Below are 25093 nucleotides of genomic sequence, written 5' to 3'. Positions count from 1 at the left end.
TCGGACCGGTCTGCTATCGGCGGCGCGGCCGGTGCCCGGCGGCAGCACCGGACACACCCCGCCCGGCACCCCGCAACCTGCACCGATGTTCTGCCCGGCAGCGCTGCGCGGCACACCCCGGGGAGGGTAGGAAAGTCCCATGCAGGTCTATCTGGGCGTCGACATCGGGACCTCCGGCTCGAAGGGCGTCGTCGTCGACACCGGTGGCCGGCTGCTCGCCCGGGCCGATCGCGCCCACGACACCGCCCAGCCCCGCCCGGGCTGGGTCGAGCACGACGCGGAGACGATCTGGTGGGGCGACTTCACCGGGATCGTCCGGGAGCTGCTCGCCGCCGTCCCGGACGCGGAGCCGGCCGGGCTCGGCGTGTCCGGGATCGGCCCGACGCTGCTCCCGGCGGACGCCGACGGGCGCCCGCTGCGCCCGGCGATCCTCTACGGCGTCGACACCCGGGCCGGGGTCGAGATCGACGAGCTGACCGCCGAGCTGGGCGCCGAGGCGATCCTCGCCCGGGCCGGGACACCGCTGTCGTCGCAGGCGGTGGGCCCGAAGTGGCGCTGGCTGGCCCGGCACGAGCCGGAGGTGCACCGGCGCGCGTCGCTGTTCCTGATGTGCTCGTCGTACCTGGTGCACCGGCTGACCGGCGAGTACGTGCTCGACCACCACTCGGCCAGCCAGTGCGACCCGATGTACGACCTCGCCGCCGCGGACTGGGCGCACGACTGGGCGGAGCTGACCGCCCCGGGGATCGAGCTGCCCCGGCTGCTGTGGCCGACCGAGGTGGCCGGGCAGGTGAGCGCCGCGGCGGCCGCCGAGACCGGGCTGCCGCAGGGGCTGCCGGTCACCGCCGGGACGGTCGACGCCTGGGCCGAGGCGACCAGCGCCGGCGTCACCTCACCCGGCGAGGTCATGGTCATGTACGGCACCACCATGTTCCTGATCGAGGTGATCGACCGGGCGCACCCGCACCCGGCGATGTGGACGACCCGCGGCGTCGTCCCCGGCAGCACCACCCTCGCCGCCGGGATGGCCACCTCGGGCGCCATCACCAACTGGCTGCGCGACCTGACCGGCGAGGGTTTCACCGAGCTGGTCGCCGAGGCCGCGCAGGTGCCGCCCGGCAGCGGCGGGCTGCTGCTGCTCCCCTACTTCGCCGGCGAGCGCACCCCGCTGTTCGATCCGGACGCCCGCGGCGTCCTCGCCGGACTGACCACCGGGCACACCCGGGGCGAGGTGTACCGGGCGGCGCTGGAGGGCATCGCGCACGGTGTCCGGCACAACCTGGAGGTGATGCGGCAGGCGGGCGGCGGCACGAAGCGGCTGGTGGCGGTGGGCGGCGGGGTCCAGGGTGGACTGTGGACGCGGATCGTCACCGACGTGACCGGGGTGCCCCAGGACGTCCCCGAGCAGACCGTGGGGGCGGCGCTGGGCGACGCGTGGCTGGCCGCGGTCGCGACCGGCGCGGAGCCCGAACTGCGCAGGTGGAACCCGGTCGCCCGGACGATCGAGCCGGATCCGGCGGCCCGCGAGATCTACGACCGGTACCACCCGCACTACCGCTCGCTGTACACCGCGACCCGGGAGACCGCGCATTTCCTCGCGGAGGAGCGCCGCCGGGCGTACCAGGCGTGACACGCTGTTCACGCGCGGGCTGTTGCCCGGTGCCCCGGCGGCGATGAGGCTGGTCGCGTGACCGACCCGGAGGTGCACCCCGTGTACGACTACGACCTGGTGGTGATCGGTTCCGGCCCCGGCGGGCAGAAGGCCGCGATCGCCGCGGCCAAGCTCGGCAGGCGCGTCGCCATCGCGGACCGCGGGCACATGATGGGCGGCGTCTGCGTCAACACCGGGACCATCCCGTCGAAGACGCTGCGCGAGGCCGTCCTGTACCTGTCCGGGTTCAGCCAGCGCGAGATGTACGGCGCGAGCTACCGGGTCAAGGCCGAGATCACGATCGACGACCTGCTGGCCCGCACCCGGCACGTGATCGGCCGGGAGACCGAGATCGTCCGCAACCAGCTGCTCCGCAACCACGTCGACATCCTCACCGGCACCGCCCGGTTCACCGACCCGCACACGGTCGTCGTCGAGGGCGCCGGGCGGGGCGACCACAACCAGGTCAGCGCGGAGAAGTTCGTGATCGCGACCGGGACCCGGCCGGCCCGGCCGGACACGGTCGCGTTCGACGGCGAGCGGGTCGTCGACTCCGACCAGGTGCTGGAGCTGGGCCGGGTGCCCGGCTCGATGGTGGTCGTCGGCGCCGGGGTGATCGGGATCGAGTACGCCTCGATGTTCGCCGCGCTGGGCACCCGGGTCACCGTGGTGGAGAAGCGGGACACGATGCTCGGCTTCTGCGACCCGGAGGTCGTCGAGTCGCTGAAGTTCCACCTGCGCGACCAGGCCGTGACGTTCCGGTTCGGCGAGGAGGTGTCCTCGGTCGAGGTGAACGGGAAGGGCACCGTCACCAGCCTCGCCAGCGGGAAGAAGATCCCGGCCGACATGGTCATGTACTCGGCGGGCCGGCAGGGGCTGACCGCCGAGCTGGACCTGGAGAAGGCGGGCCTGAGCGCCGACCCGCGCGGCCGGATCGAGGTGGACAAGCAGTTCCGGTCCACCGTGGAGCACATCGCCGCGGTCGGCGACGTGATCGGGTTCCCGGCGCTCGCGTCGACCAGCATGGACCAGGGCAGGCTGGCCGCCTACCACCTGTTCGACGAGCCGGTCCGCCAGCTGCACGAGCTGCAGCCGATCGGGATCTACACCATCCCGGAGATCTCGTTCTGCGGGCACACCGAGGCGGAGCTGACCTCGGCCGCGGTGCCGTACGAGACCGGGCTCGCCCGGTACCGGGAGCTGGCGCGCGGCGCGATCGTCGGCGACTCCTACGGGATGCTGAAGCTGCTCGTCTCCGTGGAGGACCGGACGCTGCTCGGCGTGCACGTCTTCGGGACGAACGCGACCGATCTGGTGCACATCGGGCAGGCCGTCATGGGCTGCGGCGGGACCGTCGACTACCTGGTCGACACCGTCTTCAACTACCCGACCCTGTCCGAGGCGTACAAGGTGGCGGCCCTGGACGCGACGAACAAGATCCGCGCGCTGGAGAGCGTGCAGAAGTCCTGATCAGGTGTAGGAGAAGCCCCTGGCGTCCAGCCACGGCTTCGGGTTGATCTTCGTGCCGCTCGGGTCGATGACCTCGATGTGCAGGTGCGGGCCGGTCGACTGGCCCCGGTTGCCGACCTCGGCGATCTGCTGCCCGGCGGTCACCCGCTCGCCCACCGACACCAGCGAGCGGTTGATGTGGCCGTAGACGGTGATCGTGCCGTCGTCGTGCTGCACCCGGACCCACATGCCGAACCCGCTCGCCGCGCCGGAGCTGATCACGGTGCCGTCGATCGGGACGTTGATCGGGGTGCCGATCGGGGCGGCGATGTCCAGGCCCATGTGCTGGGAGCCCCAGCGCGAGCCGAACCCGGAGGTGACCCGGCCGGACACGATCGACACCGCGCCACCGGCGACCGACGGGCTCTCCAGCGAGCCGGTGGCACCGGCTGCCCGGGCGGCCTCGGCGGCGCGGGCCTGCTCGGCGGCGGCCTCCTGCACCTTCGCGATCGAGGCGACGGCGCCGTCGACGGCGTCCGCGGCACTGGAGTGCACGCCGGCTCCGGCGATGACGGTCTGCGCGGCGACCGAGGCGCCGCCGGCGGCCGGGGTGGCCAGCGCGGCGATCGTGCCGGGATCGGCGATCGGCGCGGCGGCGGGGACCGCCTCGGGCGCCGCCAGGCCGGCCGTGGCGCCACCGCCGGTGAACGCCGCGGAGGCGGTGTCCAGCCAGCCGGTCACCGGGGCGGGGAGCCCCTCGCCGCCGACCGAGGCGTGCGCGGCACCGGCGAGACCGCCGACCGCGACGACCGCGGCCGCGATCCGGGTGCTCGCGGAGTACCGGGGGCGGTCCTCGGCGCGGCGGGAGCGCCGGACGTGCGGACCGGACGGGAACGCGCCGGCCATGCCTCCGACCCCTGCCACCGCGAACTGCGGTGACAGGAGCCCGAGACCCGCGGGCCGACCCTGGGGGGAGCGATGCCGTGCCACGTCTTCCTTCCGGATCGCGGAACGGCGGACAACCCGTGGGGAGCGGGGCAGCCCGTCGGGGGGTCGGGCTGCGTCCGGTTCGTGACCGTTCCGTGATCTGACGCCGACGCTAGCCCGCCGCCCCGCGAGGGCAAACCCGAACGAGTGATGACGAGACCACTGGAAGCCGCCGGGCGGTGAGCGGACGCTGGGTGACGAGAGCGGCCATCACCTGCCGTTCACCGCAGGGACAACCGGTCGGTGCGCCGGAAAATCGCCCCTCCACCTGCGACGACGGGATCGCGCACCGGACGGGCGAGTGGTACGTCCGTTTGCCGCCCTGTGCTGCCGGTCACTCAGCGTGGTCGAGCGGGCAGGGCCGGGAGCTGCGCCGACGCCGCGGACGCCGCCGGCCGGCAGATCCCGCGCACCCGTTCGGCCCACCGGTGCCGCACGGCCCGTACCGCCCCTCACCCGGAACCGCGATTGCCCGCCCGTCCCCCGCCGGGTTGGCTGGGACGCGTGCGCCGACTCCTGGTCCCCGTGCTGGCCGTGCTGCTGCTCGTCGGCCTGGCCCCCGCGGCCGTCGCCGCCCCGGGCGCGTCGGCGCAGCAGGCGACCCGCTACGTCGCGCTCGGCGACTCCTACGCGGCGGGCGTCGGTGCGGCCACCGACCCGGCGAGCGGGGAGTGCCTGCGCGGGCCCGACGCCTATCCCGCGCTCTGGGCGGAACGGCACGGGCCCGCGTCGTTCAGCACCGTCGCCTGCAGCGGAGCGACCAGCGGCGAGGTGCTCGCCCGCCAGGTCAGGACGGTCTCCGCGGACACCGGCCTGGTGACGATCACCGCGGGCGGCAACGACACCGGCTTCGGCCCGGTGCTCGCCACCTGCAGCACCGCCCCGGACGACGAGACCTGCTTCCGGGCGGTCCGCGGCGGTGAGCGGATCGCCGAGCTGTTCGCACCGGGCGGGCTGATCTCGGTGATCGTCGCGGTGCGGCTGCAGGCACCGGACGCCCGGATCGTCGTCCTCGGCTATCCGCGGCTGTTCGAGCCCGGCGCGACCTGCGACGTCCCGGGCGTCCCGAACGCGGCCCGCCGGGAGGCGCTCAACCGGGCCGCCGACACCCTGAACGACGCGCTCGCCGACGCCGCGCAGCGCTTCCGCGGGCAGTTCGTCGACGTCCGCGACGCGTTCGCCGGGCACGGCCTGTGCGGCGCCGAGCCGTGGATCAACCCGCCCGCCGCGGGCAGCCCGGCCGCCTACCACCCGACCGCCGCCGGATACCGGGACGGCTACCTGCCCGCCCTCGACGCCGCCGCCGCCCGCCCGTGACCCGTGACCGGTTCGGCCCGGTGTCATCCCGGCGCCGTCCGGCGTGCACCGGGCCGACCGCCCGGCCCGGAAGGATCGGCGACATGCGACACCCCTCCCCCGCCGGACCGGGCCCGGCCGTGCAGGTGGTCGCCCACCGGGGCGCCTCCGCCGACGCCCCGGAGAACACCCTCGCCGCCGTCGACGAGGCGCTCGCGCAGGGCGCCGACTCGATCGAGGTCGACCTGCAGCGGACCGCCGACGGGCAGCTGGTCCTGCTGCACGACACCACCCTCGCCCGCACCACCGACGTCGCCCGGGTCCTCCCGGACCGGGCCGCGGAACCGGTCGGGACGTTCACCCTCGCCGAGCTGAAGCGGCTCGACGCGGGCTCCTGGTTCGGTCCCGGGTTCGCCGGGGAGCCGGTCCCCACCCTCGGCGAGCTCCTCGCCCGGGTCGGGGACCGGGCCGGCCTGCTGATCGAGCTGAAGGACCCGGCGTCCTACCCCGGCATCGAGCAGCAGGTCGCCGACGCCGTCGGGGCACCGCGGGCCGACGTCGCGGTGCAGTCCTTCGACCACGACGCGATGCGCCGGTTCGCCGCCGCCGCCCCGGACGTCCCGGCGGGCCTGCTGTTCGACAGCCGGCCCACCGACGCCGAGCTGGACGCCGCCGCGGCCGTCGCCGACCAGGTGAACCCGAGCTTCCGGGTCACCGACGCCGCGCTGGTCGCGGCGGTCCGGGCCCGCGGGATGGAGACCGGCGTGTACACCGTCAACTCCGGGACCGACCTGCGTCGCATGATCGACGCCGGGGTGCACCGGATCATCACCGACGTGCCGGGGGTGCTGCGGGCGCTGCTCGGCTGACCCGTCCGGCCGGGAGGCCCGCCTGGGACGAGCGGCACACCGCCGATCGGCAGGTCACGACACCCACCTCACAGGCCCGGACCTAGACTCTCCGACACCCCGATCGGTGGTGGTGAGTGGAGGAACCCGATGACGGCTGTGCGGCGGTTCGTGCTGCTCGTTCCGGCTGCGCTGGTGCTGCTCGCCGGCTGCGGCGGTTCGCTCGCGACCCAGCCCGGCACGTCCCGCCCGGCGACGACCACCCAGGCGCAGGCGACGACGCCGTTCTGTGACGCGGTGCAGGCCAGCCGCCAGGCGACGCAGCCGGTCGGCGGGCTCGGACTCGGCCGCGGACTGGACGACGTCGAGGCGGTCGCCTCCAACGTGCGCCGGGCCAACCAGCAGGTCACCGCGCTGGCCCCGCAGGAGATCCGGTCGGACTTCGACCGGGTCAACCAGATCGTGGAGCGTCAGCTGCAGCTGCTGGAGGCGAACGGCGGCGACACGATCGCCGTCGCCCGCGACCCGGAGATCGCCGAGGCCCGCAGCGACCCCGAGTACCAGGCGGCCAGCCAGCGGATCAACGACTACGTCCGGTCGAACTGCGAGACCTGACCGCCGTCGACGACGACCGGCGACCCGGACCGCCAGCCGAGGTAGCGGTCGGCCTCGACCAGCAGCGCGCCGCCCAGCCACATCGCGACGATCGCGTCGTCGCCCAGGCCGAACACGGTGAGGAACGCCTCCGGGACCAGGTCCACCGGCGACACCAGGTAGGCCAGCGCGAGCAGGAACAGCGCCAACCGGCCCTTCCCCAGGTGCGGGTAGCTGCCGCGCCAGGCGTCGCCCAGCATCGAGGGCAGCGCCCGGACCCGCTGGGCGGGCCCGGGCTCACCGGGGGCGCCCCGCCGGGTGAGGGCACGGAAGAGCGTCGCGAACGCGGCCGTACGGCCGGCACGACGACCCGCGGTCGAAGCAGATGCAGCGCTCATGCCCGGTGCAACGCCCGGGCCGCGCCCGTCGTTCCCGGTGGAACGGTGATCCCCCGGTATCAGTGTGAGGCGATGTAGATGTCGCGCAGCACCCCGGCCTCGGTGCTCATCTCCGCCAGCCGCTGCTTCACCACGTCCCCGATGCTGATCATGCCGCGCAGCCTGCCGTTCTCCACGACCGGCAGGTGCCGGTGCCGCCAGCGGTTCATCGAGGCCATGACCTCGGCGATCGAGTCGTCCGGTGTGCAGGTGACGACCTTGCGGGTCATCACGTCGGCCACGGTGAGCCGGGTCAGGCCGGCGCCGTCGGTGGCGAACCGGCGGACGATGTCGCGTTCGGAGATGATCCCGGCGACCCGCTCGCGGAACCCGTCGTCGGACACCACGAGTGCCCCGATCGCGGGTGGCCCGGCCAGCCGGGCGGCCGCCTCGGCGATCGTGTTCCACGAGAGCACCGTGTGCACCGTGTCGCCCTTGATCCGCAGGATGTCGGAGACCTTCATCGCGTACCTCCATCGCCACCGCCGGAGCACCGAGTGTCCGCCCGGCGGGCGGCGTTGCGCAAGCTAACGATCTGGCCGGCGCACCCGTCGCACCACCAGTACCGCGCCGAGCCCGGCCGCGAGCGCCCCGCCGGCGAACGGCGCCGCGGCGCGCGCCATCTCCCCCGCCCGCACGACGAGCGCCTCCCGGCGGTGGGCGATGCCGGCCGCCAGCCGGTCCAGGCTCGCCCGCAGCTCGGCGGCGGCGCGGACGACCTGGTCGTCGCGGCCGTCCGCGTGCGCGGAGAGCCGGTCGCGCAGGATCGCCGGTGAGACCTCGCTGAGGTCGAGCTCCTCGGCCGAGTCGGACACCTCCGCGGTGCCCGCGGTGTCCCCGTCGGCCGGCCTCCGCCGGTCGTGACGCCCCACGACGCCCCCTCCCCTCGCCGGGCCCGGCCGGTCCGGGCCCGTCCGGCCAGTCAACGGCATCGGGCCGGGCCGGGCCAGCGGCGACGCGGCACACAGCGAACTCTCAGACGTATCTCGTTGCAACGGCGACGCGTCGCGATATATCGTGATGGCACACGAGCCGATCGAAGAGGAGGCTCGCGACGAGAGGAACACACGTCATGACCATGCGAGACGTGCACGGTCTCCGGCGGCCGTTCGGCCGGCCCGGACGGTTCGGACGACCCGGCCCGCGCGGCCGCGAGGAGGCATTCATGAACGACGACCAGGCAGACCACGAGGGTGACGACCCGCGCCGCGGCCGTCCGCACCGCGGCGGCCCGCACGGCCGCGGCCGCGGTTTCGGCCCCGGCGGGCCGTTCGGCCCGGGCGGCTTCGGCGGCGGGCCCGGTGGCTTCGGCGGGCCGGGCGGCCCCGGCGGCTTCGGCGGCTTCGGCGGCTTCGGGCCCGGTGGGTTCGGCCCCGGCGGGCGGGGGCGCGGCTTCGGCCGCAGGCGGACCGCCCGCGGTGACGTCCGGGCGGCGGTGCTCGCCGTCGTCGCCGATGCGCCGCGGCACGGCTACGAGATCATCCAGGAGATCACCGCCCGGACCGGCGGCCGGTGGAAGCCGAGCCCCGGCTCGGTCTACCCGATGCTGTCCCAGCTGGAGGACGAGGGCCTGGTCCGCTCCGAGCAGACCGACGGCCGCCGCGTCGTCCACCTCACCGAGGAGGGCACCCGGCACGTCGCGGAGCACCGCGCCACCCTGGACGCGGTGTGGGCCCCGTTCGCCGACGACGCGGAGGCCGCGGCCGACGACCCGGCCACCGGGCTCGGCGACGAGCTGGCCCGGCTGCACGCGGCCGCCCGGCAGGTGGCCGCCGCCGGGACGCCCGAGCAGGTCACCGCGGCCACCGAGGCGCTGACCGCGGCACGCAAGGCGCTGTACCGGCTGCTGGCCGAGTGAGCCCGGATCACGGGGTCCGCCGGCGCCGCCTCAGCACCTCGCGCAGCGGCGGCACGATCGTGCCCTCCTCCGCCAGCACCCGGCGGGCCCGGCGGCGCGCGACGAGCACCCCGGCGACGGTGATCGCCCAGATCGGGAACTGCACGAGCCAGGCCACCCGGAACGCCTCCGGGGTGTAGCCGCCTGAGATCCCGAGCACGGCGCCGACCAGCAGCGTCGTCAGCAGCGATGCGGTGAACCCGCCGACGTTGACGATGCCGACGGCCGTCCCGCGCCGGTGCTCGGGATTGAAGGTGCGGGCGTAGTCGAACCCGACGGCCGAGCACGGCCCGTTCGCGGCGAGCACCACCACCAGCAGCACCAGCAGCCACAGCGGGGCGGGCGGCGGCACCAGCAGCACGATCGCCCACACCACCGCGGTCGACCCGATCACCGCCAGCACCAGCCAGGACCGGCGCAGCGGGTGCCGGGCGGTGAACTCGCCGAACACCGGCCCGGCGACGGCGCCCGCGGCGACCAGCACGGTCAGCATCACCGAGGCGCCCGCCGGGCTCATCCCCTGCCCGGCGACGAGGTAGGGCACCCCCCACAGCAGCGCGAACACCAGGCCGGAGAACTGGGTCCCGGCGTGCGACCACAGCCCGAGCCGGGTCCCCGGGTGCCGCCAGGCCCCGGCCAGGCCGTCGAGCACCTCGCGCGGGCTCGCCGCCGGGGCCGGCTCCGGGCTGCCCGGCGGCCGGTTCACGAACACCGCCGCCACCGCGATCGTCGCGACCAGCCCGGCGGCCGCGGCGGCGAGGAACGCGGTCGTCCAGCCGTGGCCGTGCAGCAGCGTCGCCAGCGGGATCGCCGACAGCACCTGCCCGGACTGGCCGAGCAGCGCGGTCAGCTGCGTCATCAGCGGCACCCGGCGGGCCGGGAACCAGACCGACACCACCGACAGCACCGAGATGAAGGTCAGCGCGTCGCCGATCCCGACCAGCACCCGGGCCGCGATCGCCAGCGGCAGCGCGGTCGCCAGCGCGACCAGCACCTGCGCCGCGGTCATCGTCACGGCGCCGGCCAGCACCATCGCCCGGGCACCGAAGCGGTCGAGCAGCAGGCCGACCGGCACCTGCAGCGCGGCGTAGACGAGCAGCTGCAGCACGAGGAACCCGGCGAGCACCGTCGGCGAGGCGTCGAACCGCTCCGCGGCGTCCAGCCCGGCGACCCCGAACGAGCTGCGCTGCAGCACCGCCACCGTGTAGGCGAGCAGACCGGCCGACCAGACCAGGTAGGCGCCACGCGGCGCCGAGAACGTTGCCATGACGAACGACCATTCTGCGGCATCCGGGCCCGCCGCACGCCCCCGGCCGACCAGCGTCACACCCGGCCGGGCCGCGGCCACCGGCAGCACCGGCCGCCGTCCGGCTAGGGTCGGGCCGGCGGCGGGCCCCGGCCGTCGCGGACGCCACCACACGGAGGACCCGGTGCTCGATCCCGCTCAGCTCTACCAGGTCGACCCGGCCGCGCCGCACCTCGACGAGCCCGTGCTGATCGTCGTGCTGGACGGGTTCGTCGACGCCGGCAACGCCGGCGCGCTCGCCGTCGGCGCGATGAAGGACGAGCGGGAGGTCAGCCGGGTCGCGAGCTTCGACATCGACCAGCTCGTCGACTACCGGTCGCGGCGCCCCCCGCTGCGCTTCGAGACCGACCACTGGGCCGACTACGACCCGCCCACGCTCGAGGTGGTCGCGCTCCAGGACACCGGCGACACGCAGTACCTGCTGCTCGCCGGGCCGGAGCCGGACACCCAGTGGGAGCGGTTCGTCGCCGCGGTGGGCCTGCTCGTCGAGCAGCTCGGCGTCCGCCTGGTGATCACCCTGCAGGGCATCCCGATGGCGGTGCCGCACACCCGCCCGATCGGCGTCACCGCGCACGCGACGCGCCCGGAGCTCGTCGAGGGACACCAGCCGTGGTTCGCGACCGCGGACGTCCCGGGCAGTGCGGCCGCGCTGCTGGAGTACCGGCTCGGCCAGGCCGGGCAGGACGCGATGGGCTTCGCCGTGCACGTCCCGCACTACCTGGCGCGCTCGGCCTACCCGCAGGCCGCCCGGGTGCTGCTCGACCACGCCGGTCTCTCGGCGGGCCTCTACCTGCCGACCGAGACGCTGACCCGGGCCGCCGAGCAGGCGGACACCGAGATCGCCGAGCAGATGGCCGAGTCCGACGAGGTCGTCCAGGTGGTGAAGGCGCTGGAGGAGCAGTACGACCAGGTCGCCGCCGCCCGCGAGGCCGGTGACCTGACCGACGGGCTGGAGGGCGGCGAGCTCCCCAGCGGCGACGAGCTGGCCGCGGAGTTCGAGCGGTTCCTGGCCGAGGGCGGCGACGAGCCGCCGCACGAGCCGCCCGCCCCCTAACACCGCGGGCGCGGCGGACGAGTGTCCGCCGCATGGAGGGCTGGACCGACTTCGGGGTCGCCGTCACCGGTGCGGGGGCGGCACTGATCGGGCTGCTCTTCGTCTCGATGTCGATCAACATCCGGTTGATCGTCGACACCGCGGAGCTCCCGGCCCGCTCGGGTTTCGCCGTTCTGCTGCTGGTGCTGCCGACGCTGTCGGCGATGCTGCTCACCGTGCCGCAGGGCCCGGCCGCGTACGGCGTGCAGCTGCTGGTCCTGTCCGCCGTGCTCGGCCCGGGCGTGCTCTACCTCGCCCGGCCTGGAGCCCGGCCGCCGCAGCAGGCGGTGGCCGTGCGGCTGGTGTCGACGGTCCTCCCGGCCGCGGTCACCGTCGGCGGCATCGCCGCGGCCGGCGCGCTGCTGGTCGCCGGCCGGCCGGCCGGCGCCTACGGCATCGTCGTCGCCACGGTCGGCGCGATCGGCGGCGCGCTGGTGAGCACCTGGGTGCTGCTGGTGGAGATCCTGCGGTGACAGCTGCGCCGAGGGAGGAACCGATGGGACTCGTTCTCGACGACGACCTGTACGACGCCCAGCTGGTCCGCGCGATCGCCTACACCCGCTGCGGCGGCGCCGAGCTCGGCGAGTGCGTGCAGACCGCCCGCCGGATCACGGCGGTCGACGGCGAGCTCTGGTACCGCGAGTGGACGGCGACCGCGCAGCGGGTGCGGCGCGACGCCCTACCGGGACACCACGCTGCCCGGCTACTTCTTCCGCGCCGGCGACGGCGACGAGCCCCGGCCGACGCTGATCCTCACCGACGGCTACGACGGCACGGTCGAGGAGCTCTGGTTCGCCAACGGCGCCGCGGCACTCGACCGCGGCTACCACGTGATCGCGTTCGACGGCCCCGGCCAGGGCTCGGTGCTGCTCGACCAGGGCATCGTGTTCCGGCCGGACTGGGAGAACGTGGTCGGCCCGGTGCTGGACCACGTGCTGGAGCTGCCCGGTGTCGATCCGGCCCGGATCGCGTTGATGGGCTGGAGCTTCGGCGGGTACACCGCCCCGCGGGCGGCGACCGCCGAGCACCGGCTCGCCGCCTGCGTGTCCGACAGCGGGCCCTACGACCTGCTGGGCGCGCTCCGGGCGCGGATCCCGCGGCCGCTGACCCGCAACCTCCCGCACGGCACCGTGCTCACCCGCCCGGTGCTGGCCGCGGCGCTCCGGTCGGTGCTGCGCAGGCCGAGCGCCGGCTGGTCGCTGCGCCGCAACCTGTGGGTGCACGGCGTCGACGACCCGCTGGAGCTGCTCGGTGTGCTGGCCGACTACACCCTCGCCGGACGCGAGCACCTGATCCGCTGCCCCACGTTCGTCTGCCGCACCGCGGGCGACGACCTCACCGCGGCCGCACCGACGTTCGCCGCCCGGCTGACCTGCCCGTCGCGCTACGTCGAGTTCGGCCCGGCCGACGGCGTCACCGGACACTGCGAGATGACCGGCCGGGCGGTGTTCCACCGGGAGGTGTTCGACTGGCTGGACGAGGTCCTCGCCTGATCCCGGCTACAGCAGGTCCAGTGCCGCCCCGACGACGGCGTCGGCGTCCAGCCCGTGATGGGCGTAGACCGACGCGAGATCACCGGACTGGCCGAACCGGGTCACGCCCAGGTGGGTGGCCGGCACCCGGTTGATCCCGGCCAGGAACGCCAGCGTGTGCGGGTGCCCGTCGAGCAGGGTGACCAGCGGTGCGGCACGCCGCGCCGGGAACGCCGACTCCAGCACCCACGGCTGCGCCTGCGGCCGGGCCGGGCGGCCCGCCCTGGCCTGCACGGCGTCGAACAGCAGTCCGGGCGCGGTCACGCAGACCACGTCCACCGCGTGCCCGAGCGCCGTCAGACGGTCGGCGGCGGCCAGCGCCTCGGTCAGCAGCGGCCCCATCGCGGCGATCGTCAGGTCCGGCGCGGTGCCCGCATGGCGCAGCGGGTACGCCCCGGCGACGACCTGGCGGCGGCGCCGCTCGCGGGCCGCCGGATCGGACGGCACCGCGGCCAGCGACTGGTCCACCGGCCGGGTCGACAGCCGCAGGTAGGCCGAGGTCCCGTCGGGGCGACCGAGCCGGGCCAGCGACGCCAGCAGGGTCCACTCGACGTCGATCGCGAACGCCGGCTCGTAGGTCACGCAGCCGGGCTGCTCCAGCCCCACCGACGGGGTGGTGATCGACTGGTGGGCGCCGCCCTCCGGGGCGAGCGACACCCCGGACGGCGTGCCGACCAGGATCGACTGCCCGCCGGCGTAGATGCCGAACGACCACGGCTCCAGGGCCCGCTCGACGAACGGGTCGTAGAGCACCCCGATCGGCAGCACCGGGCGCCCCCAGCGCGACCAGGTGGCGCCCAGCTCGCCGAGCGCGCCGACCAGGTTGCCCTCGGCGATGCCCAGCTCCAGGTGCTGGCCGGTGGGCCGCTCGCGCCAGTGCAGGATCGTCTCCGGGTCGTCGTCGAACCAGTCCCGGCGCTCGGCGCTGGACCACACGCCGACCTTGTTCACCCAGCCGCCCAGGTTCGTCGACGACGACACGTCCGGGCACAGCGTGACCACCCGGCCCGCCGCATCGGGCGCCTCCCGGGTCAGGTCGAGCAGGGCGCGGCCGAGCGCGGCCTGGGTGGTGGCCCGGCCGGACGGGGTGCGGCCGATGTCGGTCGGCAGCGCGGGCACCGGCTCCGGCACGGCCGGCTCCCGGCGCAGCCGCTCGGCGGTCCGGGCGCACAGCAGCCCGGCCGGGCTCGCGGGATCGAACCGCCGCCACGGGTCGTCGACGTCGGCGCCGACCGTGTCGGCGAGCTCGCGCACCTGCTCGGCGGTCAGCAGCGAGCCGTGGTTCTGCGGGTGGCCCGCGGTGGCCAGGCCGTATCCCTTCACGGTGTAGGCGAGGACGACCGTCGGGCGGGTGTCGTTGATCGCGTCGAACGCCTCGCCGAGCGCGGCCGGATCGTGCCCGCCCAGGTTCCGGACGGCGGCCAGCAGCGTCGCGTCGTCCAGGTCCTCGATCAGCCCGGCCAGCCCGGCGCCGTCGGGCACGCCGTCCGGGAGCCGCTTGCGGACCTCGGCGGCGTCGCAGCGCAGCAGCCGCTGGTACTCCGGGTTCGGCATGCCGTCGATGCGTTCGCGCAGCGCGTCGCCGCCGGGGCGGGCGAACAGCTCGTGCAGCAGCCGGCCGTACTTCACGGTGAGCACCTGCCAGCCCGCGGCGCTGAACATGCCCTCCAGCCGCGGCGCGCCGATGTTGGGGACCACCCGGTCCAGCGACTGCCGGTTCAGGTCGACGACCCAGACGACCTCGCCGAGCTCGCCGACCATCGGATCCAGGATCGCCTCCCAGACCGCGCCCTCGTCCAGCTCGGCGTCGCCGACCAGGGAGTACTGCCGTCCCCGTCCCGCGCCGCCGAAGTGCGAGTCGACGTAGCGCCGGGCCAGCGCCCCCCAGATCGGGGCGGTCGCGCCGATGCCGACCGAGCCGGTCGAGTAGTCGACCGGGTCCGGGTCCTTGGACCGCGACGGGTAGGACTGCAGCCCGCCGAACGCGCGCAGCGTCGGCAGGTACGCCTCGTCCAGCTCGCCGAGCAGGTAGTTGATCGCGTGCAGCACCGGCGACGCGTGCGGTTTCACCGACACCCGGTCGGCCGCCCGCAGGTGCTCGAACCAGAGCGTGGTCATGATCGTCACCAGGGACGCCGACGACGCCTGGTGCCCACCCACCTTCAGCCCGCTCGGGTCGCCGCGCCGGTTGGCGGCGTCGATGATCGCGGTCGACAGCCACAGCACCCGCTGCTCGATGTCGGCGATCGTCCCGCGGTCGTCGGTGTCGGTCATCGGTGTCTCCAGCTCCCTCGCCGGCGTGGTGGCCGGGGACCACGCACGTTGCACCAGCAGCTCACCACCACTCCGATGACTGCACAACCGACGGGCCGGGAACTGAGCAGAATGCACGGGGCCGGCCTGGACAGGACGGCGCCGGGGCGGCAGAGTGCGCACCGCACGGACGGTCCGTGGGTGGGCAGCAGGGTGGGCGGGAGAATGGACGGCAGGGTGCGCAGCGAGCTGGACGGCCACGACGCCCGCCTGCTGCTCGCGCTCGCCGAGGACCCGCGGGCGACCGTGCTGGCGCTCGCCGACCGGGTCGGGCTCTCCCGCAACACCGTGCAGGCCCGGCTGGCGAAGCTGGACCGGCTCGGCGCGCTGGACACCTTCGAGCGCCGGATCGACCCGGCGGCGCTGGGCTACCCGCTCACCGCGTTCGTGACGGTGCGGGTGGTGCAGCGCGAGCTGGCCGCGGTCGCCGACGCGCTGGACCGGGTCCCCGAGGTGCTGGAGGTGCACGGCGTCTCCGGCGCCGAGGACCTGCTGGTGCACCTGGTCGCCCGGGACGCCGACGATCTCTACCGGATCGCCGGGCACCTGCTCGCCATCGACGGCGTGGAGCGGACGTCGACGTCGCTGGTCATGCGCTCGCTGGTCGGGTTCCGCACCGCCCCGCTGCTGCACCGGCTGGCCAGGGGGGCGCGGTGAGCGGATTCGATCCGGACTTCCTGGGCGTGCCGGCGCCGATGCCGGTCGCGCCGCCCGGCGTCGCGACGGTGCCGCTGGACTACACCCACTTCGCCACGCTGCACCGGCCGGACCGCAGGCTGGCCGCGGCGACCGCGGTGATGATCGACGGCGCGGCCCTGCGCCCGGTGCCGCGCTCGGACGACTGGCGGCTGGACGACCGGATCCCGGCCGACGCGCAGGCCGGTCCGGACATCTACACCGGCAACGACCTCGACCGCGGGCACCTGGTCCGGCGGGCCGACCCGGCCTGGGGCGAGCAGGCGGTCGCGGAGCGGGCGAGCGACGACACCTTCCACTACACCAACGCCGCACCGCAGGCGTCGTCGTTCAACCAGGACCGCGAGCTGTGGCTCGGGCTCGAGGACCACCTGCTCGACCACGCCGCCGAGCACGGCCGCAGGCTGGTCGTGTTCACCGGGCCGGTGCTCGCCGACGACGACCCGGAGTACCGCGGGCTGCTCGTCCCGCGGCTGTTCTGGAAGATCGGCGGCTACCTGACCGGGGGCGCGCTGGGCACCACCGGGTTCCTGCTCGACCAGTCGCCCCGGCTCGGCGACCTGCGCCGCGCCCCCGGCGAGCCGCCGCCGCTGGGCGGCTTCCGGACGTTCCAGGTGCCGGTCGCCCGGATCGCCGAGCTCACCGGTCTCGATCTCGGGCCGCTCACCGGCGCCGACCGGATGCCGGTCGGCGAGCCGGTGCCCGCCACGCTCGCCGATCGCGCCGTCCGGCTCACCTCCTACGCCGACATCGCGCTCTGAACCCGCCCGCTACCGTCGTCGTGTGCTCCCCTCGACCCAGCGCACCCTGCTCGCCCGTGTCGCCCGCGCCCAGCGCGACGGCCGTGTCCCCGCGCTCGTCGCGGGCGTCGTCCGCGACGGCGCACTGGCCTGGCACGCCGGCCGCGGGAGCTTCCCGGACGGCGCGGCACACGACGACGTCCAGTTCCGGATCGGGTCGATCACCAAGACGGTCTGCGCCGTCACCGTGCTGCGGCTGCGCGACGAGGGCGCCCTCGATCTCGACGACCGGCTGGACCGGCACCTGCCGGGGACCCCGCTCGGCGACCGGACGCTCGGCCAGCTGCTGTCGCACCTGGCCGGTGCCGGTTCGGAGAGCCCCGGGCAGTGGTGGGAGCGGGCGCCCGGCGGCACGCTCGACGAGCTCGGCCTCGGCGAGGCCGACCGGGTGCTGCCCGCGGCCCGCCGCTTCCACTACTCCAATCTCGGGTTCGGCCTGCTCGGCGAGGTCGTGGCGCGGGCCCGCGGCGCGGCCTGGGCCGAGGTGGCGCGCGAGGAGGTGCTGCTCCCGCTCGGGATGACCCGCACCTCGCCGCGGCCGCAGGAGCCGGCGGCGTCGGGCCGCGCGGTGCATCCGTGGGCCGAGCTCACGCTGCCCGAGCCGGAGCACGACGCCGGGGCGATGGCCCCGGCCGGGCAGCTCTGGTGCACCGCCCGCGACCTGGCCCGGCTCGGCGCGTTCCTGCTCGGTGACACCAGCGGCGTGCTGGCCCCGTCCACCGTCGAGGAGATGACGCTGCCCGCGGGCATCGACGCGTCGTCGCCGGTGTGGGCGGGTTACGGCCTGGGCGTGCAGGTACTGCGGGTCGAGGGCGGGGCGACGCTGGTCGGGCACGGCGGGTCGATGCCCGGGTTCCTCGCCGGGCTCTGGGTGGACCGCGAGGAGGGCACCGGCGCGCTGGCGATGGGCAACACCACCTCGGGCCTGGACTCGGGGCTGGCCGCCGGGCTGCTCGCCGACGTGAAGGCGGCCGAGCCGCGGATCGTCGACGAGTGGGCGCCGGAGCCGTCGCCGGTGGACCCGGCCCTGCTCGGCCCCTGGTTCTGGGGCCCGTCGCCGTACGCGCTGCGGGCGGTCCCCGGCGGGATGCTGCACCTGGGCGGCCTCGGACGGCCCGGTCGCTCGTCGCGGTTCCGGCCGGGCCCGGACGGCAGCTGGATCGGGCTGGACGGCTATTTCGCCGGTGAGACGCTGCGGATCGCCGAGGACCACCTGTGGCTGGCCACGTTCGTGTTCACCCGGACACCCTACGATCCGGCGGCGCCGGTTCCGGGTGGTGTCGACGGTTCCGGATGGCGGTAAACGGCAACAAAACGGACAAAATTTCAACGATATCGAATTGAAACAGTCGGCCGCACCGCGCTGACCTGCACGGACCAATTCGGGCGGGTCGCTCCGTCACCACAGCATCGTCCGGTTTTCCTACACTCCCCCGGCAAGGATGTGCACGATCGAGCGTGCTCGACCAGGGAGGGGGAAACGCCCGAACGGGCGTGACCTGGAATGACACAGGTGGAACCACGCGCGGATTCCGGCCCGGCCGGATCCGATGAGGGTCGGTCGCGCACCGACTGGACGATCTTCGGAGTGGGCGCGGCACTCGCGCTGCTGTTCGTCGTGTGGGGCATCGTGTCCCCGGACAGTCTCGGCGCGACCGCCCAGACGATGCTCGACGGGCTGATGCGCGGCGGCGGCTGGGGGTTCGTGCTCGCCGCGACGGCGTTCGTGGCGTTCGCGCTGTTCGTGGCGTTCAGCCGGTTCGGCCGGATCAGGCTCGGTACCGACGTCGAGCAACCCGAGTTCCGCACGGTCTCGTGGATCGCGATGATGTTCTCCGCCGGGATGGGCATCGGGCTGATGTTCTTCGGCGTGAACGAGCCGCTCTCGTTCTTCACCACCTCCACGCCGCCCGGTGCCGCCGAGCCCGGGACGACCGAGGCGATGCAGGTCGCGATGGCGACATCGCTGTTCCACTGGACGCTGCACCCCTGGGCGATCTATGCGGTGGTCGGCCTCGCCATCGCCTACTCGACGTTCCGCAAGGGCCGCCGGCAGCTGATCAGCCAGGCGTTCATCCCGCTGATCGGGCGCCGCGCCGCCGAGGGGCCAATCGGCAAGGCAATTGACATTCTGGCGATCTTCGCGACCCTGTTCGGGTCGGCCGCCTCGCTGGGCCTGGGCGCCTACCAGATCGGCGGCGGCATGCAGACCGTCGGCTGGTCGGACGGTCCGGTCGGATCCGGCACCCTGGCCGCGATCATCGTGGTGCTGACCGCCGCGTTCGTGCTCTCCGCGGTGTCCGGCGTCGCGCGCGGCATCCAGTGGCTGTCCAACACGAACATGGTCCTGGCCGGTGTGCTGGCGCTGTTCGTGTTCGTCGCCGGACCGACGGTGATCATCCTCGATCTCATCCCCACCTCGATCGGCGCCTACTTCTCCCAGTTCTTCGAGATGGTCGGGCGCACCGAGGCGGTCGGCGGCGAGCCGATGCTCGAGTGGCTGTCCGGCTGGACGATCTTCTACTGGGCGTGGTGGATCTCCTGGACCCCGTTCGTCGGGATGTTCCTGGCCCGGATCTCGCGCGGGCGCACCATCCGCGAGTTCGTCGGCGGCGTCATCCTCGCCCCGTCGCTGGTCTCGCTGGTCTGGTTCTGCATCTTCGGCGGCACCGCGATCACCCAGGCGCAGCAGGGCGTGCAGTTCTCCGAGGACTCCAACGTCCAGCTGTTCCAGGTGCTGGGCGCCTACCCGTGGGCCACGGCCACCGGCATCCTGGTGATGCTCCTGGTCGGGATCTTCTTCGTCTCCGGCGCCGACGCCGCCTCGATCGTGATGGGGACGCTGTCCCAGCGCGGGACCATCGAGCCGAGCCGCTGGGTGGTCATCTTCTGGGGTGCGGTGATGGGCGCCGTCGCCGTCCTGATGCTGCTGACCGGCGGCGAGGACGCGCTGGGTGGCATCCAGAACCTGACCATCCTGGTCGCGGCCCCGTTCGTGATCATCATGGTGCTGCTCTGCTTCGCGCTGTTCCGCGACCTGCGCCGCGATCCGGTGGTGCTGCGCGAGCTCAAGGGCGCCGAGGTGATCGAGCAGGCCGTCGACTGGGCCACCGACCGGCACGGCGACGACTTCTTCGTCAAGGTCGGCGCGTTCCCGAAGGACCGCGTCGAGGAGGAGGCGCCCCCGGGCGGGTACCGCAACGGCCCCGGCACCGGGCCCGGCTACACGATGACCGAGCCCGGCGAGGGCCCGGTCGATCCCGGTCCCGAGCCCGAGCCCACCGGCACGGTGCCGGACGCGGGCCCGCCGGCGGACGGCGACGCCGGGCGGAAGGACAGCCCGGTCGGCGGCGACTGACCGATCCGGCGGCACCGCTCGCCGCACACCGGCCCGGGCGGACACCCCACGCGGGGTGTCCGGCCGTCGTCGTCCGTGGGAGGGTCTCCGGGAGGGCGCGTCGGGGGGAACCGTCGCACCGGTCGTCACCGACCGCCCACCGACGGTGAGTGGTTCGGCGTGACCCGCGATCGGCGCGCTCGTTGCACCTTCTACGACCCGGCGTGCGGGCCCCCGCGCGCGCCGGAGATCATCACCGTGCTCGGCGAACGGACGGAGGGACCTGACACAGTGGGCCGGATGCGTCTCGTGTTCACCCCCGGGGACGACCAGGGGTACGCCGAGGCCCGGAGCCGGCTGCTGGAGCAGTTCCTCGTATGGGCCCGGCGGCACCGGGTCGAGGTCGACACCGCGCTCGTCGCCGCGGCGGTGGACTACAAGTACGCCCGGGACCGCAGGCTGGGCCGGTGGACCCGCGCGCAGGTGGCCGACGCACTGGGGATGTGGTTCCCGCGCAAGGTGACCGTCCTCGAACCGGACGACGTCGCCCCCGCGTTCCACGCCCTGATCGACTTCCTGGACGACCACGACTGGTTCGATCCGCAGTCCGCCCCGCCCGACGCGCTGCACCGCCAGGTGCTGGACTCGACGCCCGCGCTGCACGACGGGCTCGCCGACGAGCGCAACTACGATCTCGGCAAGTTCTGGGGCGTGCAGCTGCACCGCAACGGGATCGACCCGGCCGATCCGGTGGCCGTGCAGCGCTTCCTGGACCGGGCCGGCTCCGGCGAGGCCGACGTCGACCGGCACGCGCTCGCCGAGATCATGCGCCGGGAGGCCGAGCGCCCGCCGCGCACCGAGTGGAGCCCGGAGCTCCCGCCGGTGCCGATGCCGGGCGCCGCGGCACTGGTGGAGGCCGCCGAGCGGTCCGAGGCGCTCGATCTGCTGCGGAAGCTGACCGTGTGGGTCCGGGCCGGGCGCCGGCTGACCTCCGACGGCAGGCTCGGCCGGGCCGACGCGCTCGATCTCGCCGCGCACCTGCAGCTCGACCACATCTACCGGGAGACCGCCCGCACCAGCGACGACCTGCCCGAGGTCTCGCTGCTGCTGCGCTGGGCCCGGGCCGCCCGGCTGGTCCGCGTCGTCCGGGGCAGGCTGCTGCCGGTGAAGAGCGCGGGGCCGCTGCTGAACCGGCCGATCGAGCTGTGGCGCAGGGTGTTCGAGTCGGTCGGCAGGCTGGGCGACAACCTGGGCGGCACCGACGTGTTCGGCGCCCCGTCGCTGTTCGGGATGTCGATGTCCGAGGCGTTCCCGATGCTGTGGGTCAACCTCTACGCGGCCGGCGGCGGCCCGGTCCCGCTGGAGCACTTCCACCGCCAGGTCCGCGACACGGTCAACGACGACGCGGGCTGCGTCGTCGACGACCTGGCCGGCGACGTCGAGCAGCGGCTGTGGCGGCGCGACGTCACCGCGCTGCTCGACGCCTGCGAGCTGCTCGGCGCGATCGAGCTGACCGAGACCCTCGACGCCGACGAGCTGGACGCGCTGTCCCAGGTGGCGCACCGCGACGACCCGGATCCCACGGTCGTCGCGCTGACCCCGATGGGACTGTGGGCGGTGCACGAGTACCTGCTGGAGCAGGGCATGCACGTCCCGGCGCCGGGCGAGCTCGCCGACGAGGACATCGAGTACCTGTGCGTGCGGATGGGCGGGGTCCGCGAGGAGATCGCCCGCGCCGAGGTCGTGCTGTGGGCGCTGTCCCGGGAGCCGGGCGACGCGGTCCGCGAGCTGGACCGGTTCCTGCGCCGCTGCGAGGTGCCCGCGCACCGGGCGCTCGCGCTGCACGCGCTGGGCGAGACCGGACCGGCCGGCCGGGCGCTGGCCGCCCGGCACCGGCTGCACGTCGCCGAGCCGGCCCCGGCGCCGGCGCCGCGGGACCCGGGGGCGGGCCGCCCGGCGGCGGCGCCGCACCCGAGGACCCCGGTCCGGCACAATCTGGAGCCCGCCGGCTGAGGCCGGCTCAGACCTCCAGGACGACCTTGCCGGTCACCACCCGGTCGTCGATCCGGGACAGGGCCGTCGCGGCGTCGTCCAGCCCGAAGCGCTCGCTGATCAGCGGGTCCAGTGCGCCGGAGCGCAGGTGCGGGACCAGCGCGTCCCACTCGGCGCGGACGAACCCGTCGCGGGACAGCGCGTAGGCGCCCCAGCCGACGCCGCGGACGTCGATGTTGTTGAGCAGCAGGCGGTTCACCTTGACGGTCGGGATGTCGCCCGCGGTGAACCCGACGACCATCAGCCTGCCCAGCGGGGCCAGGCAGCGCAGCGAGTCGGTGAACCGGTCGCCGCCGACCGGGTCGACCACCATGTCGACGCCGGCGCCGCCGGTGATCTCGGCGACCGCGTCCTTGAACCCGTCGACGCCGACCGTGTGCGCCGCCCCGGCGCGCTTGGCCACCTCGGCCTTGGCCTCGGTGGAGGCGACCCCGATCACGGTCGCACCGAGCGCCGCCGCGAGCTGCACGACGGCGGTGCCGACGCCGCCGGCCGCGCCCTGCACGAGCACCGTCTCCCCCGCCTTCAGCGCGCCCCGCGTCTCCAGGGTGAAGTGCGCCGTGAGGTAGTTCATCGGCAGGCAGGCACCCTCGGCGAAGCCGACGCCGTCGGGCAGCGGGAGCACCGTGTGCTCGGGGACCGAGAGCGTCTCGGCGAACACGCCGGACATCGTGAAGGCGACGACCCGGTCGCCCGGCGCGAACCGGCTGCCCGGCTCCGCCTCGCGGACCGTGCCGGCGCACTCGGAGCCGAGCGTGAACGGCGGGTCCGGCCGGTACTGGTACTGCCCGCGGGTGAGCAGGACGTCCGGGAAGTTGACCCCGGCCGCGGCGACGTCGATCAGCACCTCGCCGGCGCCGCGCACCGGCGGCTCCACATCGTTGATCCGGACCGCGGACGGCCCGTCCAGCTCGACGACCTGCACTGCACGCACGTGTTCTCCCTGCTGTCGCTCGACGGCGGTGTCCCCGCCATCGAACCACGCGCGCGCCGAGCGGGCCCTAGATCGGCTGGGCGTCCCCGTAGCGCGGCGAGCGCGGATCGCTCAGCGCGTCGCACAGCTCGGAGAGCCGGTGGTCGATGCGGTCCTGGACGCGCTCCAGCGCGTCCAGCTCCAGCATCAGATCGAGTGCGTGGCCGGTGCTGTCACCGGCGAGTGCCCGCTCCAGCTCGGCGCGGCGCTCGGAGGTGCGGCGACGGCAGGCGTCGGCGGTGGCCTTGTGGGCGGCGAGGCGGGCGCGGGCGGTCTCGGCGAGGCCGGGGCCACCGGAGACGGTGGCGACTCGTTCCTCCAGCAGGTGCGGGTTCACGGGACCCTCCTGATGCGTCGGCGTGGTGGTGAACGCGACGGCTTCGGGTGACCGTCGCCACACCCACGCTAGACGATCAGCGTGTGCTGCGCATCACATCCAGGTCAACACGTGGTGCCGGTCAGTCGCCGCGGCGCGGGCGCGGGATCAGCTCGGCCGGGCCGCGCCGCCGCTCGGCGACCAGGTCAGTCGTCAGGTGGAAGTGCCCGCGCCGGGACCGACGGCACAGGTAGGCCCGCTGCGGCCGGCCGCCGAGGGCCTCCAGCTCGCGGGCCGCGCACTCGGCGGCGTCCCGGTCCGGGTAGATGACCTTGCCGTCGCTGCCGGGGGCGGTGCCGACGCCGGTCCGCTCCCGCTCCTCGATCTCCCGGCGACCGGGCCGGCAGACCTCGGGCCGGCCGGACCGCATGAGCCGGGCGTAGCGGGCCAGCACCCGTCCCCGGCCGGCGTCGGCGACGCCACGGCCGGACGGGAGGGTCTCCACCGAGCGCCGCGCAGCCGGGATCAGGCCCGGGTGCACCGCCGGGGTGCCGTCGAACTGTCCGTCCATGTCGCCTCCACGTCGCCGTCACTTGTGGATCGCTGGGATCATCCTGCCTCGTTACCGCTCCCCGTGGAGTCCCACGATCGTGTCATCCATCACCGCTGAGCAACCCGATCCGGTGACGGAGCGTCATGTCCGGTCGCGATCCGGCGCGCCTGATCGGCCGCTCGCGGCACGGCCGGCCGGGTTGTCACACCACCGGGTACGACCGTCCGCGCCACACTGTGCGCCCGTTCGCCAGCACGTATTCTGGTCGTCCGGCTCCGTGCGTGACGTCGCTCACCGGTGGCCGGGTCGGTGACCAGCCCGGGGGAACGAGACATGGCCATCCAGCCCGATACGGGTGTCGGCAGCGGCGTGCCCGGCGGGCCGCGCTGGGACGAGGTGTTCACCCCCTCCGATCTCGGCAGCGGGGTGTTCGACGTGCGCTGGGACCTGCGGCCCCGGCTGCGGCGCTGGCTCGCCACCCAGGACCTGCCGACCGCGTCCGGCCGGGAGGCGCACCGGCCCGCGGTCGACGCCTGGGCGATGCTCGACGGCGGGGTGATCGCGGTGTCCGCGGTGACCCTGCCCGCCGGCCCCGGCCCGTCGCCGGCGCCGTCCTCGCCGCTGCTCGGCCCGGGCATGCGGGTGATCGGGTACCGGACGCTGCGGCTGCTGATCGACCGGCTGGAGCTGCCCGGCCCGGCGCAGGCGCTGCGCGGCGAGCACCTGGACGTGCCCGGCGTGGTCGCCGACCTCTACGACGCCCGCCGGTCCGACGCCGAGGCGACCGAGCAGGCCGAGCTGCTGGCGAGCTGCACCGACCGCTCCACGCTGCGCTGGGTGGTCACCGCGCTGCGGGTCTGACCGCCGTCCCGGAGACCTCGCCGTAGGCGACGACCGAAAGGAAGCGGATGGGGAGCTCGAGCAGTTCGCGGGGGCCGTGGGTGCCTTCGCCGTCGAGTTGCA

General features: G+C 74.7%; 24 protein-coding genes. 15 read left to right on the top strand and 9 right to left on the bottom strand.

Annotation, left to right across the window (positions count from 1 at the left end):
* The first annotated feature begins 139 nt into the window (after positions 1-139).
* Both ABD160_RS29375 and sthA read left to right on the top strand, forming a co-directional pair.
* Positions 140-1630: an FGGY-family carbohydrate kinase gene (locus tag ABD160_RS29375; RefSeq protein ID WP_344028664.1), complete on the top strand. Its 1491-nt coding sequence runs from the start codon at positions 140-142 to the stop codon at positions 1628-1630.
* Positions 1631-1687: 57 nt separating this feature from the next.
* Positions 1688-3121: a Si-specific NAD(P)(+) transhydrogenase gene (gene sthA / locus ABD160_RS29370; RefSeq protein ID WP_344028661.1), complete on the top strand. Its 1434-nt coding sequence runs from the start codon at positions 1688-1690 to the stop codon at positions 3119-3121.
* Here sthA and ABD160_RS29365 read toward each other — a convergent pair whose 3' ends face one another.
* A complete protein-coding gene (locus tag ABD160_RS29365) occupies positions 3122-4006 on the bottom strand; it encodes a M23 family metallopeptidase (RefSeq protein WP_344028658.1) in 885 nt (294 codons plus the stop codon).
* Positions 4007-4591: 585 nt separating this feature from the next.
* Between ABD160_RS29365 and ABD160_RS29360 the strand changes: the two genes are divergently transcribed.
* The 3 genes from ABD160_RS29360 (at position 4592) to ABD160_RS29350 (ending at position 6846) form a co-directional block, all read left to right on the top strand.
* Positions 4592-5404 carry an SGNH/GDSL hydrolase family protein gene (locus ABD160_RS29360; RefSeq protein WP_344028655.1) on the top strand — a complete coding sequence of 271 codons (813 nt, stop codon included), beginning with the start codon at positions 4592-4594 and terminating at the stop codon, positions 5402-5404.
* Positions 5405-5487: 83 nt separating this feature from the next.
* Positions 5488-6252, top strand: a complete 765-nt coding sequence (locus ABD160_RS29355) for a glycerophosphodiester phosphodiesterase (RefSeq protein WP_344028652.1) — start codon at positions 5488-5490, stop codon at positions 6250-6252.
* Between the two features lie 129 nt (positions 6253-6381).
* Positions 6382-6846, top strand: coding sequence for a hypothetical protein (locus ABD160_RS29350; protein ID WP_344028649.1), 465 nt, complete (start codon positions 6382-6384; stop codon positions 6844-6846).
* On the opposite strand, the gene ABD160_RS29345 is transcribed toward ABD160_RS29350, so the two are convergent.
* The 3 genes from ABD160_RS29345 to ABD160_RS29335 all read right to left on the bottom strand — a co-directional run bounded on the left by ABD160_RS29345 (position 6819) and on the right by ABD160_RS29335 (position 8134).
* Entirely contained in the window at positions 6819-7223 is a 405-nt protein-coding gene (locus tag ABD160_RS29345) for a YkvA family protein (protein WP_344028647.1), read from the bottom strand. The two genes, ABD160_RS29350 and ABD160_RS29345, sit on opposite strands and share 28 nt — an antisense overlap.
* 59 nt (positions 7224-7282) lie before the next feature.
* On the bottom strand, positions 7283-7726 hold the full coding sequence (locus ABD160_RS29340; RefSeq protein ID WP_344028645.1) for a CBS domain-containing protein: 444 nt from the start codon (positions 7724-7726) through the stop codon (positions 7283-7285).
* Positions 7727-7789: 63 nt separating this feature from the next.
* A complete protein-coding gene (locus ABD160_RS29335) occupies positions 7790-8134 on the bottom strand; it encodes a hypothetical protein (protein WP_344028642.1) in 345 nt (114 codons plus the stop codon).
* Between the two features lie 293 nt (positions 8135-8427).
* Here ABD160_RS29335 and ABD160_RS29330 point away from each other — a divergent pair, with 293 nt between their 5' ends.
* Positions 8428-9120, top strand: a complete 693-nt coding sequence (locus ABD160_RS29330; protein ID WP_344028639.1) for a PadR family transcriptional regulator — start codon at positions 8428-8430, stop codon at positions 9118-9120.
* A 7-nt stretch (positions 9121-9127) separates the two neighbouring features.
* Here the strand turns inward: ABD160_RS29330 and ABD160_RS29325 are convergent, their stop codons facing one another.
* The gene (locus tag ABD160_RS29325) at positions 9128-10426 is read right to left on the bottom strand and encodes an MFS transporter (protein ID WP_344028637.1); all 1299 of its coding nucleotides are present in this window, start codon (positions 10424-10426) and stop codon (positions 9128-9130) included.
* 163 nt (positions 10427-10589) lie between these two features.
* Here ABD160_RS29325 and ABD160_RS29320 point away from each other — a divergent pair, with 163 nt between their 5' ends.
* The 3 genes from ABD160_RS29320 to ABD160_RS29310 are packed head-to-tail and all read left to right on the top strand — an operon-like array spanning position 10590 to position 13051.
* Positions 10590-11519 (top strand): proteasome assembly chaperone family protein, encoded by a 930-nt coding sequence (locus ABD160_RS29320; RefSeq protein WP_344028635.1) that lies wholly within the window; start codon positions 10590-10592, stop codon positions 11517-11519.
* A 32-nt stretch (positions 11520-11551) separates the two neighbouring features.
* Positions 11552-12031: a hypothetical protein gene (locus tag ABD160_RS29315; protein ID WP_344028632.1), complete on the top strand. Its 480-nt coding sequence runs from the start codon at positions 11552-11554 to the stop codon at positions 12029-12031.
* Between the two features lie 3 nt (positions 12032-12034).
* Entirely contained in the window at positions 12035-13051 is a 1017-nt protein-coding gene (locus ABD160_RS29310; RefSeq protein WP_344028805.1) for an alpha/beta hydrolase family protein, read from the top strand.
* 6 nt (positions 13052-13057) lie between these two features.
* Here the strand turns inward: ABD160_RS29310 and ABD160_RS29305 are convergent, their stop codons facing one another.
* Positions 13058-15364: a transketolase-like TK C-terminal-containing protein gene (locus ABD160_RS29305; RefSeq protein ID WP_344028629.1), complete on the bottom strand. Its 2307-nt coding sequence runs from the start codon at positions 15362-15364 to the stop codon at positions 13058-13060.
* 204 nt (positions 15365-15568) lie between these two features.
* On the opposite strand from ABD160_RS29305, the gene ABD160_RS29300 reads away from it, so the two are divergent.
* The 5 genes from ABD160_RS29300 to ABD160_RS29280 all read left to right on the top strand — a co-directional run bounded on the left by ABD160_RS29300 (position 15569) and on the right by ABD160_RS29280 (position 22249).
* On the top strand, positions 15569-16060 hold the full coding sequence (locus tag ABD160_RS29300) for an Lrp/AsnC family transcriptional regulator (protein WP_344028627.1): 492 nt from the start codon (positions 15569-15571) through the stop codon (positions 16058-16060).
* Positions 16057-16860, top strand: coding sequence for a DNA/RNA non-specific endonuclease (locus tag ABD160_RS29295; RefSeq protein WP_344028624.1), 804 nt, complete (start codon positions 16057-16059; stop codon positions 16858-16860). Before ABD160_RS29300 ends, ABD160_RS29295 begins: the two co-directional genes overlap by 4 nt.
* A 22-nt stretch (positions 16861-16882) precedes the next feature.
* Complete coding sequence (locus ABD160_RS29290; RefSeq protein ID WP_344028621.1) at positions 16883-18202, top strand: serine hydrolase domain-containing protein; 1320 nt, start codon at positions 16883-16885, stop codon at positions 18200-18202.
* A gap of 201 nt (positions 18203-18403) precedes the next feature.
* The gene (locus ABD160_RS29285) at positions 18404-20257 is read left to right on the top strand and encodes a BCCT family transporter (RefSeq protein ID WP_344028619.1); all 1854 of its coding nucleotides are present in this window, start codon (positions 18404-18406) and stop codon (positions 20255-20257) included.
* Positions 20258-20536: 279 nt separating this feature from the next.
* Positions 20537-22249 carry a hypothetical protein gene (locus ABD160_RS29280; RefSeq protein WP_344028616.1) on the top strand — a complete coding sequence of 571 codons (1713 nt, stop codon included), beginning with the start codon at positions 20537-20539 and terminating at the stop codon, positions 22247-22249.
* Positions 22250-22256: 7 nt separating this feature from the next.
* On the opposite strand, the gene ABD160_RS29275 is transcribed toward ABD160_RS29280, so the two are convergent.
* The 3 genes from ABD160_RS29275 to ABD160_RS29265 all read right to left on the bottom strand — a co-directional run bounded on the left by ABD160_RS29275 (position 22257) and on the right by ABD160_RS29265 (position 24148).
* Entirely contained in the window at positions 22257-23222 is a 966-nt protein-coding gene (locus tag ABD160_RS29275) for an NADPH:quinone oxidoreductase family protein (protein WP_344028614.1), read from the bottom strand.
* A 67-nt stretch (positions 23223-23289) separates the two neighbouring features.
* Positions 23290-23598 carry a hypothetical protein gene (locus tag ABD160_RS29270; RefSeq protein ID WP_344028611.1) on the bottom strand — a complete coding sequence of 103 codons (309 nt, stop codon included), beginning with the start codon at positions 23596-23598 and terminating at the stop codon, positions 23290-23292.
* 121 nt (positions 23599-23719) lie between these two features.
* On the bottom strand, positions 23720-24148 hold the full coding sequence (locus tag ABD160_RS29265) for a hypothetical protein (RefSeq protein WP_344028610.1): 429 nt from the start codon (positions 24146-24148) through the stop codon (positions 23720-23722).
* 315 nt (positions 24149-24463) lie between these two features.
* On the opposite strand from ABD160_RS29265, the gene ABD160_RS29260 reads away from it, so the two are divergent.
* Entirely contained in the window at positions 24464-24991 is a 528-nt protein-coding gene (locus tag ABD160_RS29260; protein ID WP_344028607.1) for a hypothetical protein, read from the top strand.
* Positions 24992-25093: the final 102 nt, after the last annotated feature.

The organism is Pseudonocardia kongjuensis (assembly GCF_039526905.1).
Lineage (GTDB): Bacteria > Actinomycetota > Actinomycetes > Mycobacteriales > Pseudonocardiaceae > Pseudonocardia > Pseudonocardia kongjuensis.
The sequence above is the reverse complement of the archived record's forward strand: the minus strand, read 5'-3'. Positions and strand labels throughout refer to the sequence as shown.

Excerpts from the sequence above, each read along its gene's own strand:
- ABD160_RS29375 (WP_344028664.1), top strand. The coding sequence starts at position 140 with ATGCAGGTCTATCTGGGCGTCGACATCGGGACCTCCGGCTCGAAGGGC.
- ABD160_RS29365 (WP_344028658.1), bottom strand. The coding sequence starts at position 4,006 with ATGGCCGGCGCGTTCCCGTCCGGTCCGCACGTCCGGCGCTCCCGCCGC.
- ABD160_RS29355 (WP_344028652.1), top strand. The coding sequence starts at position 5,488 with ATGCGACACCCCTCCCCCGCCGGACCGGGCCCGGCCGTGCAGGTGGTC.
- ABD160_RS29350 (WP_344028649.1), top strand. The coding sequence starts at position 6,382 with ATGACGGCTGTGCGGCGGTTCGTGCTGCTCGTTCCGGCTGCGCTGGTG.
- ABD160_RS29345 (WP_344028647.1), bottom strand. The coding sequence starts at position 7,223 with ATGAGCGCTGCATCTGCTTCGACCGCGGGTCGTCGTGCCGGCCGTACG.
- ABD160_RS29340 (WP_344028645.1), bottom strand. The coding sequence starts at position 7,726 with ATGAAGGTCTCCGACATCCTGCGGATCAAGGGCGACACGGTGCACACG.
- ABD160_RS29330 (WP_344028639.1), top strand. The coding sequence starts at position 8,428 with ATGAACGACGACCAGGCAGACCACGAGGGTGACGACCCGCGCCGCGGC.
- ABD160_RS29325 (WP_344028637.1), bottom strand. The coding sequence starts at position 10,426 with ATGGCAACGTTCTCGGCGCCGCGTGGCGCCTACCTGGTCTGGTCGGCC.
- ABD160_RS29315 (WP_344028632.1), top strand. The coding sequence starts at position 11,552 with ATGGAGGGCTGGACCGACTTCGGGGTCGCCGTCACCGGTGCGGGGGCG.
- ABD160_RS29305 (WP_344028629.1), bottom strand. The coding sequence starts at position 15,364 with ATGACCGACACCGACGACCGCGGGACGATCGCCGACATCGAGCAGCGG.
- ABD160_RS29300 (WP_344028627.1), top strand. The coding sequence starts at position 15,569 with ATGGACGGCAGGGTGCGCAGCGAGCTGGACGGCCACGACGCCCGCCTG.
- ABD160_RS29285 (WP_344028619.1), top strand. The coding sequence starts at position 18,404 with ATGACACAGGTGGAACCACGCGCGGATTCCGGCCCGGCCGGATCCGAT.
- ABD160_RS29280 (WP_344028616.1), top strand. The coding sequence starts at position 20,537 with ATGCGTCTCGTGTTCACCCCCGGGGACGACCAGGGGTACGCCGAGGCC.
- ABD160_RS29265 (WP_344028610.1), bottom strand. The coding sequence starts at position 24,148 with ATGGACGGACAGTTCGACGGCACCCCGGCGGTGCACCCGGGCCTGATC.
- ABD160_RS29260 (WP_344028607.1), top strand. The coding sequence starts at position 24,464 with ATGGCCATCCAGCCCGATACGGGTGTCGGCAGCGGCGTGCCCGGCGGG.